Origin of the sequence: Pseudomonas sp. fls2-241-TYG-175, assembly GCF_030209155.1 — a bacterium.
GTDB lineage: Bacteria > Pseudomonadota > Gammaproteobacteria > Pseudomonadales > Pseudomonadaceae > Aquipseudomonas > Aquipseudomonas viridiflava.
Map to the genome: position 1 here is coordinate 81,949 of NZ_JARVSO010000025.1, position 16,439 is coordinate 98,387.

Genomic DNA, 16,439 nt, shown 5'->3' on the forward strand with positions numbered 1-16,439 from the left:
GCCTGCGGCGCCTATTGGAGTGTTTATGGCAGTCAAGGTCCTGGTGGTGGATGATTCCGGTTTCTTCCGCCGCCGCGTTACGGAAATTCTTTCTTCGGACCCCAACATCCAGGTTGTCGGCACGGCAACCAACGGCAAGGAAGCGATCGAACAGGCGCTGGCCCTCAAGCCTGACGTGATCACCATGGACTACGAAATGCCGATGATGGATGGCATAACGGCAGTTCGTCACATCATGCAGCGTATCCCGACCCCGGTCCTGATGTTTTCCTCGCTGACGCACGAAGGTGCACGCGTCACGCTGGATGCGCTGGACGCCGGTGCCGTGGACTTTTTACCCAAGAATTTTGAAGACATCTCGCGCAACCCGCAGAAGGTCAAGCAGCTGCTGTGCGAGAAGATCAACAGCATCTCACGCAGTAACCGTCGTTTGAGCGGCGCGAGTTCCACTTCTGCTGCTCCGGTTTCCTCATCCGCTGCGCCCGCTGCCCGTACCGCTGCGCCGGCACCTGCATCGACCACGCCTGCACGCACGATTGCGCCGCGCACTGCAGCACCTGCGCCGCATGCAGCCCATGCCCAGCCACAGACGCATGCGCCGGCCCATCCGACCACCTCGGGCACGCCGAAGCGCAAGGCCTACAAGCTGGTTGCCATCGGCACGTCGACCGGTGGTCCCGTGGCATTGCAACGTGTGCTGACGCAACTGCCTGCCGGTTTTCCGGCACCGTTGGTGCTCATCCAGCACATGCCTGCTGCGTTCACCAAGGCCTTTGCCGAGCGCCTGGACAAGCTGTGCAAGATCAGCGTCAAGGAGGCCGAGGACGGTGACGTACTGCGTCCGGGCCTCGCCCTGCTGGCACCTGGTGGCAAGCAGATGATGGTCGACAGCCGTGGCACAGTGAAGATTCTGCCCGGTGATGAACGCCTCAACTACAAGCCGTGTGTGGATATCACATTCGGTTCGGCCGCCAAGTCCTATGGCGACAAGGTGCTCTCTGTCGTGCTGACCGGCATGGGGGCTGACGGCCGCGAAGGCGCTCGCCTGCTCAAACAGGCCGGCAGTACAGTCTGGGCGCAGGACGAGGCGAGCTGCGTGATTTATGGCATGCCGATGGCCATCGTCAAGGCCGAGCTGGCGGATGCAATCTATAGCCTGGACGATATCGGTCGTCACCTGGTCGAGGCGTGCCTCTGATGGATGTACTGAGTCTGATCGGTCTGATTCTGGCGTTCGTGGCGATCATCGGCGGCAACTTTCTCGAAGGCGGACACCTCAGTGCGCTGCTCAATGGTCCGGCCGCGCTGATCGTGATCGGCGGTACGCTGGGCGCCTCGCTGTTGCAGGCGCCCATGAGCGCTTTCATGCGCGCCATGAAAATCATTCGCTGGGTGCTGTTTCCGCCGCGTGTCGATCTGCCGGGTGGCGTCGACCGCGTGATCGGCTGGAGCATGACCGCCCGCAAGGAAGGCCTGCTGGGCCTGGAAACGGTTGCCGATGCCGAGCCTGACAGCTATGCCCGCAAAGGCCTGCAATTGCTGGTCGACGGTGCCGAGCCGGAAGCGATTCGCAGTATCCTGGAAGTCGATTTCATCACCCAGGAAACCCGTGACATTCAGGCCGCCAAGGTCTTCGAGAGCATGGGCGGCTATGCGCCGACCGTGGGCATCATCGGTGCGGTCATGGGGTTGATTCACGTGATGGGCAATCTGGCCGATCCGAGTCAGTTGGGCAGCGGCATTGCCGTGGCGTTCGTCGCGACCATCTACGGTGTTGCGACGGCCAACCTTATCCTGCTGCCGGTGGCCAACAAGCTCAAGGCGATTGCCCATCGTCAGGCGCGCTACCGCGAAATGCTGCTCGAAGGTCTGCTGTCCATTGCCGAGGGTGAGAACCCGCGCTCCATCGAACTCAAGCTGCAAGGCTTCATGGAGTAACACCTCATGGCTCGACGTCGTCAGCCCGAAGAACACGAAAATCATGAACGCTGGCTGGTGTCTTACGCCGACTTCATTACGCTGCTGTTTGCCTTCTTCGTGGTGATGTACTCGATCTCGTCGGTCAACGAAGGCAAGTACAAGATTCTGTCGCAGGCGCTGGTCGGCGTGTTCAACGACACCGAGCGCACCATGAAGCCGATCCCCATCGGCGAGCAGCGCCCGGTCTCGGTCAAACCGTCCGAGCCATTGCTCAAGGACAGTGAAGAAACCGACGCCGGTATCGCCTCGTCGGCCAGTGATCCGTTGCAGACCATTGCCCAGGATGTACGTGATGCGTTTGGCGATCTGATCCAGTCCGACCAGATGACCGTGCGCGGCAACGAACTGTGGATCGAGATCGAGCTCAACTCCAGCCTGCTGTTCGGCAGCGGTGATGCGATGCCCAGCGACAAGGCGTTCACGATCATTGAAAAGGTCGCCGGTATCGTCAAGCGCTTCGACAACCCGATCCATGTCGAAGGCTTCACCGATGACCAGCCGATCAGCACTTCGCAGTTTCCGACCAACTGGGAACTGTCGTCGGCACGTTCGGCCAGTATCGTCCGCATGCTGGCCATCGACGGTGTCAATCCGGCGCGTCTGGCATCCGTCGGATACGGCGAGTTCCAGCCAATTGCCCCCAACACCAGCGCTACCGGGCGCGCCAAGAACCGTCGTGTGGTGCTGGTCATCTCCCGTAACCTGGATGTGCGGCGCAGTCTGACCAGCACCGGCACTGCGAATGCGCAGCCGGACGCCGCATTGAAGCGTGCTGGCACACAAACTGCACCGGTGCCAGCAAAGCCGCCGGTACGTGCGAACACTGTCAATTCTCCGTCACCCGCCCCCTAATATCGTATCGGTACGGTCGTTGCTGTACGGAAGGAAAATCATCAATGAGAGTCTGGGCAGTAGCCAACCAGAAAGGTGGAGTCGGAAAGACCACCACGACCATTGCCCTGGCCGGTCTGCTGGCCGATGCGGGCAAGCGCGTCGTCGTGGTCGATCTCGACCCTCACGGCTCCATGACCAGTTATTTCGGGCACAACCCGGACGAACTGGAGCACAGCGCTTTCGATCTGTTTCTGCACAAGGGCGTCGTTCCTGACGGACTTCCGGGGCAACTGCTGTTGCCGACCAGTGACCAGCGTATCTCGCTGATTCCGTCCAGTACGGCATTGGCGACGCTGGAACGACAGTCGCCGGGCCAGAGTGGCCTGGGGCTGGTGATTGCCAAGAGCCTCGCCCAGTTGTGGCAGGATTTTGACTATGCACTGATCGACAGCCCGCCGTTGCTCGGCGTGTTGATGGTCAACGCGCTGGCCGCCAGTCAGCAGCTGGCGATTCCGGTGCAGACCGAATTTCTTGCCGTCAAAGGCCTGGAGCGCATGGTCAACACCCTTACGATGATCAACCGTTCTCGTAAGGTGCCGTTGCCTTACACCATCGTGCCGACGCTGTTCGACCGCCGCACCCAGGCCTCCATGGGCACCCTTAAACTTTTGCGCGACAGCTTTCCCGAGCATGTCTGGCAGGCCTATGTGCCGGTGGACACGCGTTTGCGCGATGCCAGTCGCGCGGGTCTGACGCCGTCGCAGAACGACAGCAAGAGCCGTGGCGTGATTGCGTACCGGGCATTGCTCAAGCATATGCTTGCCGAGCAACTCAATGCTCAGGTGGCCTGACATGCGCGCACATTCTTTCTCTGCTGTCAGCTCAAGTGATGCCTCAATGCGGCCGATAACTCTATCAGGCTGCACTCGCTCCATTTTTTGTTGGGCCCCGGTATGAACCGCCCTGTAGAAGTTGCAACACGACCCAAGCTGGCCCTGCAGTCCTATCTGGATGCGTTGCTTCAGGACGCGACCGAAGAACCGGAGGTTCCAGCCAGCAGCATCGACGAGTTTCAGGCGGCGGTGCTCGAAGAGCAGGCGTTCGATGCGCGCAGGCAGTCGCAGGTAAAGCCGGTCGCAGTGGCTGTAGCCGCCCCTGCAGCCGTAGCGGTGCCTGTTGTCGTTGCGGCGCCGGTGGTGACGCCGGTGCTGGAAGTTGCGCCGGTGATCGTGGCCGAGGCCGTGGTTGAAGTCGAGGTTCCGGTGGTCGAGCTGGTCGAGCCGGTTGCCGAGCTGAGCACCATGGCGCCGCAACGTACGCCCACGCCGCCACCGACCAGCGATGGTCGTCCGGCCTGGGCTGCCGAGCCCTTCGAATGCCTGTTGTTCGATGTGGCGGGGCTGACACTGGCGGTGCCGTTGGTGTGCCTGGGGTCGATTTATCCTTTGGCAGGGCAGGAGCTGACGCCTCTGTTCGGTCAGCCGGACTGGTTTCTCGGGATCCTGCCTTCTCAGGCGGGGAACCTCAAAGTGCTGGATACCGCGCGCTGGATCATGCCCGATCGCTACCGCGACGATTTTCGCCAGGGCTTGCAGTATGTGATTTCGGTTCAAGGGTACGAGTGGGGGTTGGCGGTGCATCAGGTCAGTCGCTCTTTGCGTCTTGATCCGAACGAAATCAAGTGGCGCACACAGCGTGGTCAGCGGCCATGGCTGGCGGGCACAGTGATCGAACACATGTGTGCGTTGCTGGACGTTGCAGAGTTGGCCGAGTTGATAGCCAGTGGCGCGGTCAAGCAGTTGAACAAGTCGAAATAATCATGGGTCGTCGCCAGTCGCGTCGCCCGCAGAGTACACACGTGAGGGGTTAGGGTATGAATAAGTCGTCTGCACAGGGTTCCGAAGATCCTATCTTGCAATGGGTTACGTTCCGCCTGGACAATGAGTCCTATGGCATCAACGTGATGCAGGTCCAGGAAGTGCTGCGCTACACCGAAATCGCTCCGGTACCGGGTGCGCCAAGCTACGTGCTGGGCATCATCAACCTGCGCGGTAATGTCGTGACTGTGATCGACACCCGTCAGCGCTTCGGCCTGGCGCCGGTTGAAGTCAGCGACAACACGCGTATCGTGATCATCGAAGCCGACAAGCAAGTGGTCGGGATTCTGGTCGACAGCGTGGCAGAAGTGGTTTACTTGCGTCAGTCCGAAGTCGAAACCGCACCTAACGTCGGTAACGATGAATCGGCCAAGTTCATTCAGGGCGTCTGCAACAAGAACGGCGAGCTGTTGATTCTGGTCGAGCTGGACAAAATGATGTCCGAAGAAGAGTGGTCCGAGCTGGAGAGCATCTGATTGATTCTAGAGGTTGCAGTCGTCTTTCTGGGCATTCTCTGGGTAGTCACCCTGGGAATGTTCCTGACCCATACCAAGCGTCAGCGCAAGCTCGACGCAGAGCGTGACGAGGCGGCTGCCTTGCGTGATCAGCGTATCAAGGAGTTGGCCCGGCGCGTGGACAACTTCCAGAGCGGCACGGTACGCATGGGTGAGGCTCTGCACGAACTGCGCGCCATCGTTGCGCCGTTGCCCGACAAGCTCACGGCACTGGAACAGCGCGATCCCTCCACGCTGTCCTTTGCCCAGGCAGCGCGTCTGGTCGGCATGGGCGCCAGCATTGACGAGCTGACCCAGTCCTGCGGACTGACTCAGGCAGAAGCGCAACTGATGACCAAGCTTCACGGCAATCCGGCGGGCTGACCGCTGATAAGCCTGGTCCATTCGTGACCAGGCTTTTCCTTCCCTTGACTTTCCTTCCGGCTCGGTCCCGCTCCAGAGTGCCTTACTGTTCGTCCAGCGCGAATTCAGTCAGGCAGAAGGTGGGGATGGCCATGGCTTGCAGACGTTTCGAACCGCCCAGTTCCGGCAGATCGATGATTGCGGCGGCTTCGTGAATCCGAGCACCCATGCGGCGAATCAGGTTGGCCGCCGCGATCAGCGTTCCGCCCGTGGCGATCAGGTCATCGAACATCACGACCGAGTCGCCGTCGCACAGGCTGTCCGCATGGACTTCCAGGTACGCTTCGCCGTATTCGGTCTGGTAACCCTCGGACAGCACGTCGGCCGGCAGCTTGCCCTGTTTGCGAAACAGCACCAGAGGCTTGTTCAACTCGTAGGCCACGACCGATCCGATCAGAAAGCCGCGTGCGTCCATGACGCCGATGTGGCTGAAGTCGGCTTCGATGTAGCGCTGCACGAAGCTGTCGATCACCTGGCGAGTGGCCTTGGGCGACTGGAAGAGTGGAGTGATGTCGCGGAAGACGACGCCAGGCTTGGGGAAGTCCACGACCGGGCGTATCAGGGATTTGAAGCTCAATTCATCGAAAATCATCAGAAAGTGATCCGGGGCAAGATTGGCCGACAGTTTAAGCCGACCGGCCCCGGATCGCACGCATCAGCTTTGGAAGGCGCCGCCAGCCAGTGCGCAGAGCTGGATCGGGTCGAGGATATGCACCTCTTTGCCTTCTGCGGTGATCAGCTCGTTTTGCTGAAAACGGGTGAATACCCGGGAAACGGTTTCGACCGCAAGGCCCAGGTAATTGCCGATTTCATTGCGCGACATGCTCAGGCGAAACTGGTTGGCGGAAAAGCCTCGTGCCCGGAAGCGGGCCGACAGATTGACCAGAAAGGTTGCGATGCGCTCGTCGGCGGTCTTTTTCGACAGCAGCAGCATCATTTGCTGATCGTCTCGGATCTCGCGGCTCATAACGCGCATCAGTTGCCGACGCAATTGTGGTAATTGCACCGAAAGCTCATCCAGACGCTCGAACGGGATTTCGCAGACCGATGTGGTTTCCAGTGCCTGCGCGGAAACCGGATACGCCTGGGCGTCCATCCCGGACATGCCGACCAGTTCGCTGGGCAGGTGAAAACCGGTGAGCTGTTCTTCACCGGCGTCACTGATGCTGAAGGTTTTCAATGCACCGGAGCGAACGGCATAGACCGACTCGAAGGTATCGCCCTGACGAAACAGGAACTCGCCTTTTTTCAACGGGCGGCCGCGCTTGACGATCTGGTCAAGCGACTCCATGTCTTCGAGGTTCAGCGAGAGGGGCAGGCAGAGCGGGGCGAGACTGCAATCCTTGCAATGAGCCTGGGTTGAAGCACGTGACTTGGCGGGCTCGGACATCACTTATTCCTTGTGGGAAAACACACATAAGACGTAAGGGTAACTCACCCAATGCAAGTAGGGCCAGTCTGCGAGTGCTCCCAGGTATCAAGGTTCGTCCCGGTCGGCCGATAGCGGTGTACTCATTCAATGACAGCGGGATGTGCCACCATGACCCTGACCACTTCGCCCGTAGGCGCCATTACACTGGCCGTCGCCACGCCAGCGGTGACTTCCCGTTCGCCTCAGGAGGTCAAGGTCGACGCCGCGCCTGCTACGTCAGAGGGGGTGAAAGTCGACCTGTCGGCTGCAGGAAAGGCAGCAGCCTCGTCGTCTTCCAGGGATGCGGACATCGAGCAGAGTGGTTTGCCGGCGTCGGTTCAGAAGCTGCTGAAAGCCATTCGCGAACTGCAACGACAGATCGCCGAGCTGACCTTGCAGATCCAGCAGGCGCTCAAGGATCCCAGCCTCACTGACGAGGAGCGCAAGAGCAAGGCGGCGGGTCTGCAGGCAGTGATGAGCATGCTACAGGCGCAGATCAGTACGTCCAGCGATGACCTTTCCACGCTGATGAACAGGCTCAAATCCAGCAATGACGACAAGGTCAAGGCCGGCATGCTGATCATGGCCAAAATGTAAGACGTATGGCTGGCCTAGATCACCTTTGAAAATGCCGGGACAGGTACGTATCAAACACCTTGCACACCGCGCGCACCAGCAGCCGTCCCGCAGGCAGCACGTCGAGTGTGTCGCGTCCCAGAGCGATCAATCCGTCTTCGGCCATGACGTCGAGTTGCGGCCAGATATCACTGAAGTAACGCTTGAAATCGATTGCCAGAGCCTGCCCGGTTTTTACGAAATTCAGGTGGAAATGGCAGATCAATTGTTGAATCACTGCGCGTCTGATCCGGTCATCGTCGTTGCAGAACAGCCCCCGTCTGGTCGCCAGTTGATCGCTCGCCAGCAGGGTCTGGTAGTCGTTCAGATCGCTGCTGTTCTGGCTGTAAAGATTGCCCACCTGGCTGATTGCCGAAACCCCCAGCCCGAGCAGATCGCAGTGCCCGTGGGTGGTGTAACCCTGAAAGTTGCGATGCAGCGTCCGGTCTTCCTGCGCGATAGCCAAGTCGTCGTCAGGCAGGGCGAAGTGGTCCATGCCGATGTAGCGATAACCCGCCTGAGTCAGTTGCGAAACCGTGCGCTCCAGCATCGACAACCTGGTTTCAGGGCAGGGCAGATCGGCGCTTTCGATACGCCGCTGTGGCATGAAACGCTCGGGCAGATGCGCGTAGTTGAACACTGACAGGCGATCCGGCTGCAGCCTGATGACCTCGTCAACCGTACAGGCAAAGCTGTCGAGGGTCTGTTTGGGCAGGCCGTAGATCAGGTCGATATTGACCGAGCGAAACTGCAGCGTTCGTGCGGCCTCGACCAGTGTCCGGGTTTCCTCCAGGCTTTGCAGGCGATTGATTGCACGCTGTACCGCAGGTTCCAGGTCCTGCACGCCCAGGCTGATGCGGTTGAAGCCCAGTTCACGCAGCAGGCCCATCGTCGCCCAGTCGGCTTCACGCGGATCGATCTCGATGCCGTAGTCTCCCGAGTCGTCCTGCAACAGATTGAAGTGCGCACGCAGGTGCGCCATGAGTTGCCGCAGTTGATCATGGCTGAGAAACGTCGGCGTCCCACCGCCCAGATGCAGCTGCTCGACGATCTGACCGGGGTCGAGATGGCAGGCGAGCATCTCTATTTCATGCATCAGGCGTTGCAGATAAGCCTGTGACCGACCGCGATCCTTGGTGATGACCTTGTTGCAGGCGCAGTAGTAACAAACGTTGGCGCAGAACGGGATGTGCACATACAGCGACAGCGGCCGTAACGCCTTGCGACTGTCACGCAGCGCGTGCAACAGGTCGAAAGCGCCGACATCGGTTCTGAATTGCACGGCCGTTGGATACGAGGTGTAACGCGGGCCTGTGAGGTCGTAGCGACGGATCAGGTCTGAATCCCAACGAATGACGTCCAGCATGCGCATGTTTCCCGGATGGGGTGATGAGCGCCGGAGCATACGAGGGGCGTGTTTATCGGGTGTTGATGTGGGTCAACCGGGCTGACAGCGAGCAGGCTCGATCACTCAATGGCCCATCAACCAGTGCTGATGAGGTCCCGGCAATGTCCAGAGTCCGAAGAGGATCACCAGCACGCCACCTGTGGTGCGGACGCTGCGTCTGCGCAGCAGTGCGGTGGTGCGTTCGGCGGCCAGGCCGGTGGCAAGCAGCACGGGCCAGGTGCCCAGACCGAACGCCAGCATCAGCAAGGCGCTGTCGATGGCATTGCCCTGACTGGCAGCCCAGAGCAGGGTGCTGTAGACCAGTCCGCAGGGCAGCCAGCCCCACAGTGCTCCGAGCAACAGGGCGCGGGGGATGCTTGAAATCGGCAGCAGGCGCGTGGCGAAGGGTTGCAGGTAGCGCCAGAGGCCTCGGCCCAGGCGCTCGATGCGGGTCAGGCCGCTCCACCACCCGGCGAGGTACAGGCCCATGGCGATCAGCAGAAGCGCTGCCACAACACGCAGGGTCGTCGCGCCCGGGCTGTTCGCCACGGCCCAGCCGACCAGTCCGCTGAAGAAACCGGCAATCGCGTAGCTGACGATGCGGCCCAGATTGTAAGCCATCAATAGCTGCATGCGGCGTGCACGTTGTTCTCGGGGAATGGCCAGGGTCAATGCGCCCATCAATCCGCCACACATGCCCAGACAATGGCCGCCGCCCAGCAGCCCCAGCACGAGCGCGGAAAACAGCAGCGGAATGAGGTCAAGCATGAGGCGCGTCAGGCATCAGGTTTTCCTGCACGGTTTGGCGTTTCGGGATCGGAGGTGCTGCGTTGCGCCGCGGCCTGATGATCGGGGTCCTGATCGTCGAACAGGATGCTGTGGGCCGGACCGTCCATGTCGTCGTACTGACCACTGTCCACCGCCCAGAAAAAGATGTAGATCGCGACCGCCACCAGCACCAGCGCGGCGGGAATCATGATGTAGAGCGCGGGCATGAAACCTCCGGGACGAATGGCGGTGCTGACGGCGGCATGCGTGTCAGGCGCAGGGCGTTGAGCACCACGATCAATGAACTTGCAGACATACCGATGGCAGCCCAGACCGGTGTGATCCAGCCCAGCGCCGCGAACGGCAGCATCAGGCCATTGTACAAGCCTGCCCACAGCAGGTTTTCGACAATCACCCGGCGAGTACGTCGCGCCAGCCCAAAGGCGTCGATCAGGCTGTGCAGGCGGTTGGACAGCAGCACCGCGTCAGCTCCGGTCCTGGTCAGGTCGGTGGCCGAGCCCATCGCCACGCTGATGGTGGCTGCGGCCATGGCCGGTACATCATTCACGCCGTCGCCGATCATCAGCACCGTATGTCCTTGCGCCTGCAACTGCTGCAGCACGGCCAGCTTGTCGTCAGGTCGCAGACCGCCGCGCGCATCATCGATGCCCAGCGTGGCTGCCACTGTCTGCACCATCGGCGAACTGTCCCCCGACAACAGCAGGGTTTTCCAGCCGCGAGCCTGGCAGGCCTGGAGCAGTTCAACGGCATCATCGCGCAGCCGGTCATCAAGGCCGAACCACGCCAGCGGGCCGTCGGTGTCGCCGAGCAGCAGCCATTGGCCGGCTTCGTCGGGCATCTGCAGGACGCGGGTATCGCTTAACGCGCAGACGAATTCAGGCTGACCGATGCGCAGGCGACGATTATCCATACTGCCTTCCAGGCCGAGTCCAGGCGTGTTCATGACCTGCCCGGCTTCCTTAGGTGCGCGGCCAAATGCGCGGGCGATGGGGTGTTCGGACCGGCTTTCCAGCGCGGCAGCCAACTCCAGGCACGTGTCTGCATCCAGCGTTGCCAATGGACGGACAGCCCGCACTGTCAGGCGACCCTCGGTGAGGGTTCCGGTCTTGTCGAAGATGATGGTGTCGATTGTGTTCAGGCCTTCCAGCACATGACCACGTGTCACCAACAGGCCGAGTTTATGCAGCGTGCCGGTCGCAGCGGTCAGTGCGGTGGGCGTTGCCAGCGACAGGGCGCACGGGCAGGTGGCGACCAGCATCGCCAGAACGATCCACAGGGCGCGGGATGGATCGAGTTGCCACCAGACGATGCCGATCACCGCAGCGGCAATCAGTGAAATCAGCAGAAATGTCTGCGCGGCACGATCCGCCATTCCCGCCAGCCGAGGCTTGTCCGCCTGGGCGCGCTCCAGCAGACGAACAATGGCGGACAGTTGCGTGTCATGACCCAGCGCAAGCACCTGTATCTTCAGGGCGTTTTCGACATTGAGCGTGCCCGCCGTGACGCCGTCACCGACGGTTCTCATCCGAGGCAGGTATTCGCCGGTCAGTAATGACTCATCGACATTGGATTGACCTTCGAGAATCCTGCCATCCACCGGAATCACTGCGCCGGGCTGCACCAGCACCTGATCGTCGATGCGCAGTTCGCTGAGCAGAATGCGTTCGGTCTGGCCGCTGGGGTTCATGCGCAGGCACGAGGCAGGTAGCACATTGACCAGTTGTGCCGTCGCCACTGCCGTGCGTTCGCGCGCCCGGCGTTCCAGATAGCGTCCCGCCAGCAGAAACAGCGCGAACATGCCGACGGCATCGACGTACAGCTCTCCTGTCCCGCTGATGGCGGTCCAGAACCCTGCGACGTAGGCCGTACCAATGGCCAGTGACACCGACACATCCATGGTCAGGTGGCGGCTGCGCAAATCGCGTAATGCGCCGCGAAAGAACGGCGCGCAGCTGTAGAACACGATGGGCGTGGTCAGAAACAGCGCGACCCAGCGCAGGATGGTATGCATCGACGGGCTGAGGTCCAGATTGAATTCCGGCCAGGTCGCCATGGTTGCCATCATTGCCTGAAACCACAGCAGACCGGCGACGCCCAGTTGCCGCAGTGCAAGCCGGTTCTCGCTTGCCAGCCGTTCGGCAGCGCGATCGGCCTGCCAGGGATGGGCGACGTAACCGATGTTGCGCAGCGTGTTCAACAGCTGGCTGAACGCAACCTTATCGCTGATCCAGCGCACCTGCAGTCGATGGTTCGACAGGTTCAGTCGCGCCTCGACCACACCCGGCAGCTTGCCGAGCCGTTGCTCGATCAGCCAGCCACAGGCCGCACAACTGATGCCCTCGATGAGCAGGGTGGTTTCCGAGACATCGGCGTCATGACGTACGAAAGGCGCCTGCACATCCGGGCGGTCGTACAGCGCCAACTCATCGAGCACACGTGTTGGCAGGCTTTCCGGATTGGCGGAGGTTTCGCTGCGATGGGCATAATAGTGTTCCAGACCGCCCGCGACGATAGCCTCGACCACTGCCTGACATCCTGGACAGCACAGCTCACGGGTTTCACCGAGCACGACGGCGGTGAAGCGGCTGCCTGCCGGAACGGGCAGGGCGCAGTGATAGCAGAGCAGGGGCGCGTTCACGTCAGTCCTTGCGGCCTTGAGCCGCCTGCAGCGGCTCGTCGCCCAGCGTCAGTGTGCGGTCATGGCCCAGCCATTCCTCCTCGAACAGACGCCAGGTCTGGCCGCCTTCGCTGCCCAGCAGTTCGACGAAGCGACGGCCTTCGACCCGGTCCTGAAGTTGCCCGACATAGCGACCTGCCTGCGAAGGGCTGCGGGTCAGAAATACACGGCGATCCCTGTCCGGCTGAGTGGGTGATATCAGGTTCAATTCAAGCCGTTCGGGATTGCTGTTGCCGCTCAGGCGCAGTTCGGCTTCGCCGGTCACGTCGTCCAGATGGAAGCTGGCGCGCAGCTTGAGGGTCTGGGCGAGCATCTCGCGATTGATTGAGCGATTGATGCCTTTGCCCGCTTCGTAATAGTTGTCGGTGACCAGATTGTCCGGGTGATTGATGGCGATGCCCGCCATGGTCAGGCTGAGCACGACCGAGCCACCCAGCATGGCAATGATGATCCAGGGCCAGAGGTGCCTGTACCAAGGGCTTGCAGCGGTTGCGGCGGGCATGGCGATGCTCTTAGCGGATGGACGGGCCGATGAACCGGCTTCTGGTTTCGAGGCGAATCTCGTCGTCATGCACATCCCTGAGGATGAACGTGATGTCCTGCGTGCTCGTTGGCAGAGCCTCTGCAGCGCTGGACAGCTGCACAGGCGTGCTGAGAATCTCGCCTGCTTCGACCGTTATTTCACGACGCCCCTGCCATTCCAGATCAGGCAGCCCATGGGCTTCCAATGCATAGGTATGGGCGACCTGATCCTTGTTCATGACCTTGAGGCTGTAGACGTTTTCGATCCGCCCCTCAGCGTTTTCCCGGTACAGCATGCGGTCCTTGCTGACATCCAGCCCTACCAGAGAGCGGGTCAGGAAGGCGCTGGTCAGCAACCCGATCATCAGCAGCAACACCAGCGCATAGCCGATCAGACGCGGGCGCAGTGTACGCGTTGTGTGCCCTGACAATCTGTTCTCGGTGGTGTAGCTGATCAGCCCGCGCGGGTAGGCCATTCTGTCCATGACCGTGTTGCAGGCATCGATACAGGCTGCGCAGCCGATACACTCGACCTGCAAGCCGTCGCGAATGTCGATGCCGGTCGGGCAGACCTGCACGCACATCGTGCAGTCGATGCAATCACCCAGACCTTGCGCCTGATGATCAGCCTCTTTTTTCCTTGCCCCACGTGGTTCACCGCGTTGCGGGTCGTAGGAGACGATCAGGGTGTCTTTGTCGAACATCACGCTCTGGAATCGCGCGTAGGGGCACATGTAAATGCACACCTGTTCGCGCAGCCAGCCCGCGTTGGCGTAGGTCGCCAGGGTGAAGAACCCGACCCAGAAATACGCCCAGCCATCGGCCTGCCCGGTGAACAGGTCCGTGATCAGTTGGCGGATCGGTGAAAAATAGCCGACGAAGGTCAGGCCGGTAACAAAACTGATCAGCAACCACAGGCTGTGTTTGGCCAGCTTGCGCGCCAGTTTTCCAATGGACATCGGTGAGCTGTCGAGTCTGATGCGCTGGTTGCGGTCGCCTTCGGTGAGTTTTTCGCACCACATGAAGATCCAGGTCCAGACGCTTTGCGGGCAGGTATAACCGCACCACACGCGTCCTGCGTAAACCGTCACGAAGAACAGGCCGAACGCCGCAACGATCAACAGACCTGAAAGCAGGATGAAATCCTGTGGCCAGAAGGTTGCGCCGAAAATGTAGAACCGGCGCTCAGGCAGGTCCCACCAGATGGCCTGATGACCGTCGCGATTGAGCCAGACCGCGCCGAAGTAGATCAGCAGCAACACCACGCCGGTGGTCATGCGCAGGTTGCGATAGACACCCTTGAACGCACGGGTATAGATGTTTTTCCGCGAGGCGTACAGGTCGACGAACGCGTCTTCGCTCCCGGTCGGTGGTGTGATGTTGTGTAGCGGGATCCGCTCACTCATGGCGCGGTCCTGCGGCGAGGGTATTCATCGGGCCGCTGTCGAGTCGCTTGCAGGCTCCTCGTTCAACTGGCTGATCCACGGATTCAACAGTGCGACATTGCAGGGCTGGAAATCCGCCGTGTTGCGCGTGACCACGGTCATGCCGTGAACCAGTGCGGTGGCCGCAATCAAGGCATCGCATTCGCTGCGTGGGGCGGGAATATGAAGGTGTGCGCACCGTTTGGCAACGGTAGTGTCGACCGCCAGAATGCGCCCGGCGAAAGCTTTCAGAACGTGATGTTCCAACCAGGTTCTGAGCGCTGCGCCCTGAATCGGATCACGTCGTTCGACACGCAGGACGCCTGTTTCCAGCTCAAGAAGGGTGATGGATGAAATGAACAGGCTGGACGCCATGTGTGACCGGGACCATCTGAGCACGTTGGCGTCCGGGCTGCGTTTTCTGAGTTCGGAGACGACGTTGGTGTCGAGCAGAAACATCAGGAGAGGTCCACCGGACGGGGTGTGATAGAAGCCCGTTGTGGTTCGAATTCAATGTCTCCAGGCATCGCGAGCAGGTCGGCAATGCTGACCGCGCTGCCTGTCAGCTTCAGATAATCTTCGATTGAAAGCAGAACATGGGCTGGGCGGCCCCGGTCGGTGATGATGACCGGACCTTCTTTGGCAGCCTTTTTGGCGCCGCTGGTGTCCTGATTGAATTCCCGGCTCGAGAGGGTAGTTGTCATGGGCGACCTCCTTGGAACAGACAGTGCAAAGAAACGAAGTCTAGCCATGTAGAAATGTAACTACAAGCCTGGGGTCTTTTCAGAATGAGCCGCGATACTGTCTATAGACGGCCGCTGCGTGGCCATGCTGCTGGATCACTCTGCTTGAGCCGGCTTTTCCCGACGCGACAGGCTGTACACGTACGCCGCCAATATATGCACCCGGTCATCACCCTGAGTCGCCTGTTGCGCGGGCATCTGTCCCTGACGACCATAACGGATCGTCTGTTGAAGCTGAGCAAAGCCCGATCCGTAAATGAAGCCCGCTGGATGAGTCAAATCCGGCGCACCGAGAATCGCCAGACCTTTGCCTTCGGCACCGTGGCAGGCGATGCAACTGGTTGCGTAGATCTTCTGCCCGGCAACCGGGTCGGCCTTCGCGCCTTCGGGCAGGTTTCGACCGTCCATGAGCGTCATGACGTAAGCCGAAACGTCACGCACGCCTTGCTCACCCAGCACTTCGCCCCAGGCGGGCATGACCGCACGACGGCCGTTCAGGATTGAGGTTTTGATCGACTGCGGGTCGCCGCCCCAGCGCCAGTTGTCGTCCGTCAGGTTCGGAAAACCATAGGCCCCCTTGGCGTCCGAACCGTGGCAGACCGAGCAATTGGACGCAAACAGCCGCGCGCCCATGCCCAGCGCTTTTTGATCCTTGGCGACTTCCTCGATGGGCATCGCGGCATATTTTGCAAACAGCGGGCCGTACTGGGCTTCGGCACGCGCCACTTCCTTTTCCCATTCGTGAACGCCAGTCCAGCCTTGCTTGCCGTCGGCAAATTGCAGTTGTTTGTCCTTGTTCAGATAGGTGTAGCCAGGCAGCAGGCCTTGCCAGTTGCCCAGGCCCGGATACAGCACCAGATAGCCCACGGCAAACACGATGGTGCCGATGAACAGCTTGAACCACCAGTTGGGCAGAGGGTTGTCGTATTCCTCGATGCCGTCAAAGGAGTGACCCATGGTTTCGTCGGTCTGATCCTTGCGCTCGCCCTTGCGGGTCGCCATCAGCAGCCAGACCAGAGCGACCAGCGTGCCCAGCGTCAGGACCGAGACATACAGGCTCCAGAACGTACTCATGGCGCATCGCTCCGGGACGTTGTGGGCCGCGTGACCTTGCTGATGGCTTCAGGATCATCGGCGAACGGCAGCAGGGTTGCGTCATCGAACTCGGCCTTGCGCTTCGGGCTGAACACCCACAGCGTCAGGCCGATGAACGCCACCATCACCACCAGCGTGCCAAGGCCTCGAATCATTCCGATGTCCATC

At 60.7% G+C, this 16,439-nt stretch carries 20 protein-coding genes; 8 read left to right on the top strand and 12 right to left on the bottom strand.

Annotated features, from left to right (window positions below; genetic code table 11):
• The first annotated feature begins 25 nt into the window (after window positions 1–25).
• From QRN20_RS18225 to QRN20_RS18255, 7 genes are all read left to right on the top strand, one after another.
• Window positions 26–1,198, top strand: coding sequence for a protein-glutamate methylesterase/protein-glutamine glutaminase (locus QRN20_RS18225; protein WP_043306607.1), 1,173 nt, complete (start codon window positions 26–28; stop codon window positions 1,196–1,198).
• Complete coding sequence (locus QRN20_RS18230; RefSeq protein WP_004880794.1) at window positions 1,198–1,938, top strand: flagellar motor protein; 741 nt, start codon at window positions 1,198–1,200, stop codon at window positions 1,936–1,938. Before QRN20_RS18225 ends, QRN20_RS18230 begins: the two co-directional genes overlap by 1 nt.
• Window positions 1,939–1,944: 6 nt before the next feature.
• Window positions 1,945–2,832 carry a flagellar motor protein MotD gene (gene motD / locus QRN20_RS18235; protein WP_122425575.1) on the top strand — a complete coding sequence of 296 codons (888 nt, stop codon included), beginning with the start codon at window positions 1,945–1,947 and terminating at the stop codon, window positions 2,830–2,832.
• Window positions 2,833–2,876: 44 nt separating this feature from the next.
• Window positions 2,877–3,665 (top strand): ParA family protein, encoded by a 789-nt coding sequence (locus QRN20_RS18240; RefSeq protein ID WP_004880799.1) that lies wholly within the window; start codon window positions 2,877–2,879, stop codon window positions 3,663–3,665.
• A 102-nt stretch (window positions 3,666–3,767) separates the two neighbouring features.
• The gene (locus QRN20_RS18245; protein ID WP_029242807.1) at window positions 3,768–4,631 is read left to right on the top strand and encodes a CheW domain-containing protein; all 864 of its coding nucleotides are present in this window, start codon (window positions 3,768–3,770) and stop codon (window positions 4,629–4,631) included.
• A 56-nt stretch (window positions 4,632–4,687) separates the two neighbouring features.
• A complete protein-coding gene (locus tag QRN20_RS18250; RefSeq protein ID WP_002554262.1) occupies window positions 4,688–5,167 on the top strand; it encodes a chemotaxis protein CheW in 480 nt (159 codons plus the stop codon).
• Window positions 5,168–5,569 (top strand): DUF2802 domain-containing protein, encoded by a 402-nt coding sequence (locus QRN20_RS18255; protein ID WP_004880805.1) that lies wholly within the window; start codon window positions 5,168–5,170, stop codon window positions 5,567–5,569.
• An 82-nt stretch (window positions 5,570–5,651) separates the two neighbouring features.
• Here the strand turns inward: QRN20_RS18255 and QRN20_RS18260 are convergent, their stop codons facing one another.
• Both QRN20_RS18260 and fnr read right to left on the bottom strand, forming a co-directional pair.
• Complete coding sequence (locus QRN20_RS18260; protein ID WP_004880806.1) at window positions 5,652–6,200, bottom strand: adenine phosphoribosyltransferase; 549 nt, start codon at window positions 6,198–6,200, stop codon at window positions 5,652–5,654.
• A gap of 63 nt (window positions 6,201–6,263) precedes the next feature.
• Window positions 6,264–6,998: a fumarate/nitrate reduction transcriptional regulator Fnr gene (gene fnr, locus QRN20_RS18265; RefSeq protein WP_004880807.1), complete on the bottom strand. Its 735-nt coding sequence runs from the start codon at window positions 6,996–6,998 to the stop codon at window positions 6,264–6,266.
• A 150-nt stretch (window positions 6,999–7,148) separates the two neighbouring features.
• Here fnr and QRN20_RS18270 point away from each other — a divergent pair, with 150 nt between their 5' ends.
• Window positions 7,149–7,616, top strand: a complete 468-nt coding sequence (locus tag QRN20_RS18270) for a FlxA-like family protein (protein ID WP_029242808.1) — start codon at window positions 7,149–7,151, stop codon at window positions 7,614–7,616.
• A gap of 19 nt (window positions 7,617–7,635) precedes the next feature.
• On the opposite strand, the gene hemN is transcribed toward QRN20_RS18270, so the two are convergent.
• From hemN to QRN20_RS18320, 10 genes are all read right to left on the bottom strand, one after another.
• A complete protein-coding gene (gene hemN / locus QRN20_RS18275; protein WP_096766721.1) occupies window positions 7,636–9,000 on the bottom strand; it encodes an oxygen-independent coproporphyrinogen III oxidase in 1,365 nt (454 codons plus the stop codon).
• Between the two features lie 105 nt (window positions 9,001–9,105).
• A complete protein-coding gene (locus QRN20_RS18280) occupies window positions 9,106–9,789 on the bottom strand; it encodes a sulfite exporter TauE/SafE family protein (protein WP_096766722.1) in 684 nt (227 codons plus the stop codon).
• An 8-nt stretch (window positions 9,790–9,797) separates the two neighbouring features.
• A complete protein-coding gene (gene ccoS, locus QRN20_RS18285; RefSeq protein WP_096766723.1) occupies window positions 9,798–10,016 on the bottom strand; it encodes a cbb3-type cytochrome oxidase assembly protein CcoS in 219 nt (72 codons plus the stop codon).
• Complete coding sequence (locus tag QRN20_RS18290) at window positions 9,995–12,448, bottom strand: heavy metal translocating P-type ATPase (RefSeq protein WP_285360921.1); 2,454 nt, start codon at window positions 12,446–12,448, stop codon at window positions 9,995–9,997. The genes ccoS and QRN20_RS18290 overlap by 22 nt, the downstream gene beginning before the upstream one ends.
• Window position 12,449: 1 nt before the next feature.
• The gene (locus QRN20_RS18295) at window positions 12,450–12,989 is read right to left on the bottom strand and encodes a FixH family protein (protein ID WP_096766725.1); all 540 of its coding nucleotides are present in this window, start codon (window positions 12,987–12,989) and stop codon (window positions 12,450–12,452) included.
• Between the two features lie 10 nt (window positions 12,990–12,999).
• Window positions 13,000–14,415, bottom strand: a complete 1,416-nt coding sequence (ccoG, locus tag QRN20_RS18300) for a cytochrome c oxidase accessory protein CcoG (RefSeq protein WP_285360923.1) — start codon at window positions 14,413–14,415, stop codon at window positions 13,000–13,002.
• A 24-nt stretch (window positions 14,416–14,439) separates the two neighbouring features.
• Entirely contained in the window at window positions 14,440–14,892 is a 453-nt protein-coding gene (locus QRN20_RS18305; RefSeq protein WP_285360925.1) for a type II toxin-antitoxin system VapC family toxin, read from the bottom strand.
• Window positions 14,892–15,137: a type II toxin-antitoxin system Phd/YefM family antitoxin gene (locus tag QRN20_RS18310; protein ID WP_122425567.1), complete on the bottom strand. Its 246-nt coding sequence runs from the start codon at window positions 15,135–15,137 to the stop codon at window positions 14,892–14,894. Before QRN20_RS18310 ends, QRN20_RS18305 begins: the two co-directional genes overlap by 1 nt.
• A 135-nt stretch (window positions 15,138–15,272) precedes the next feature.
• A complete protein-coding gene (gene ccoP, locus QRN20_RS18315; RefSeq protein WP_058430792.1) occupies window positions 15,273–16,250 on the bottom strand; it encodes a cytochrome-c oxidase, cbb3-type subunit III in 978 nt (325 codons plus the stop codon).
• Window positions 16,247–16,438 carry a cbb3-type cytochrome oxidase subunit 3 gene (locus QRN20_RS18320; RefSeq protein ID WP_122407849.1) on the bottom strand — a complete coding sequence of 64 codons (192 nt, stop codon included), beginning with the start codon at window positions 16,436–16,438 and terminating at the stop codon, window positions 16,247–16,249. Before QRN20_RS18320 ends, ccoP begins: the two co-directional genes overlap by 4 nt.
• Between the last annotated feature and the right edge of the window lies 1 nt (window position 16,439).

Excerpts from the sequence above, each read along its gene's own strand:
- QRN20_RS18225 (WP_043306607.1), top strand. The coding sequence starts at position 26 with ATGGCAGTCAAGGTCCTGGTGGTGGATGATTCCGGTTTCTTCCGCCGC.
- QRN20_RS18295 (WP_096766725.1), bottom strand. The coding sequence starts at position 12,989 with ATGCCCGCCGCAACCGCTGCAAGCCCTTGGTACAGGCACCTCTGGCCC.
- QRN20_RS18250 (WP_002554262.1), top strand. The coding sequence starts at position 4,688 with ATGAATAAGTCGTCTGCACAGGGTTCCGAAGATCCTATCTTGCAATGG.
- QRN20_RS18245 (WP_029242807.1), top strand. The coding sequence starts at position 3,768 with ATGAACCGCCCTGTAGAAGTTGCAACACGACCCAAGCTGGCCCTGCAG.
- ccoP (WP_058430792.1), bottom strand. The coding sequence starts at position 16,250 with ATGAGTACGTTCTGGAGCCTGTATGTCTCGGTCCTGACGCTGGGCACG.
- QRN20_RS18280 (WP_096766722.1), bottom strand. The coding sequence starts at position 9,789 with ATGCTTGACCTCATTCCGCTGCTGTTTTCCGCGCTCGTGCTGGGGCTG.
- fnr (WP_004880807.1), bottom strand. The coding sequence starts at position 6,998 with ATGTCCGAGCCCGCCAAGTCACGTGCTTCAACCCAGGCTCATTGCAAG.
- ccoS (WP_096766723.1), bottom strand. The coding sequence starts at position 10,016 with ATGCCCGCGCTCTACATCATGATTCCCGCCGCGCTGGTGCTGGTGGCG.
- QRN20_RS18305 (WP_285360925.1), bottom strand. The coding sequence starts at position 14,892 with ATGTTTCTGCTCGACACCAACGTCGTCTCCGAACTCAGAAAACGCAGC.
- QRN20_RS18320 (WP_122407849.1), bottom strand. The coding sequence starts at position 16,438 with ATGGACATCGGAATGATTCGAGGCCTTGGCACGCTGGTGGTGATGGTG.
- motD (WP_122425575.1), top strand. The coding sequence starts at position 1,945 with ATGGCTCGACGTCGTCAGCCCGAAGAACACGAAAATCATGAACGCTGG.
- QRN20_RS18230 (WP_004880794.1), top strand. The coding sequence starts at position 1,198 with ATGGATGTACTGAGTCTGATCGGTCTGATTCTGGCGTTCGTGGCGATC.
- QRN20_RS18270 (WP_029242808.1), top strand. The coding sequence starts at position 7,149 with ATGACCCTGACCACTTCGCCCGTAGGCGCCATTACACTGGCCGTCGCC.
- QRN20_RS18260 (WP_004880806.1), bottom strand. The coding sequence starts at position 6,200 with ATGATTTTCGATGAATTGAGCTTCAAATCCCTGATACGCCCGGTCGTG.
- QRN20_RS18310 (WP_122425567.1), bottom strand. The coding sequence starts at position 15,137 with ATGACAACTACCCTCTCGAGCCGGGAATTCAATCAGGACACCAGCGGC.
- QRN20_RS18240 (WP_004880799.1), top strand. The coding sequence starts at position 2,877 with ATGAGAGTCTGGGCAGTAGCCAACCAGAAAGGTGGAGTCGGAAAGACC.
- ccoG (WP_285360923.1), bottom strand. The coding sequence starts at position 14,415 with ATGAGTGAGCGGATCCCGCTACACAACATCACACCACCGACCGGGAGC.
- hemN (WP_096766721.1), bottom strand. The coding sequence starts at position 9,000 with ATGCTGGACGTCATTCGTTGGGATTCAGACCTGATCCGTCGCTACGAC.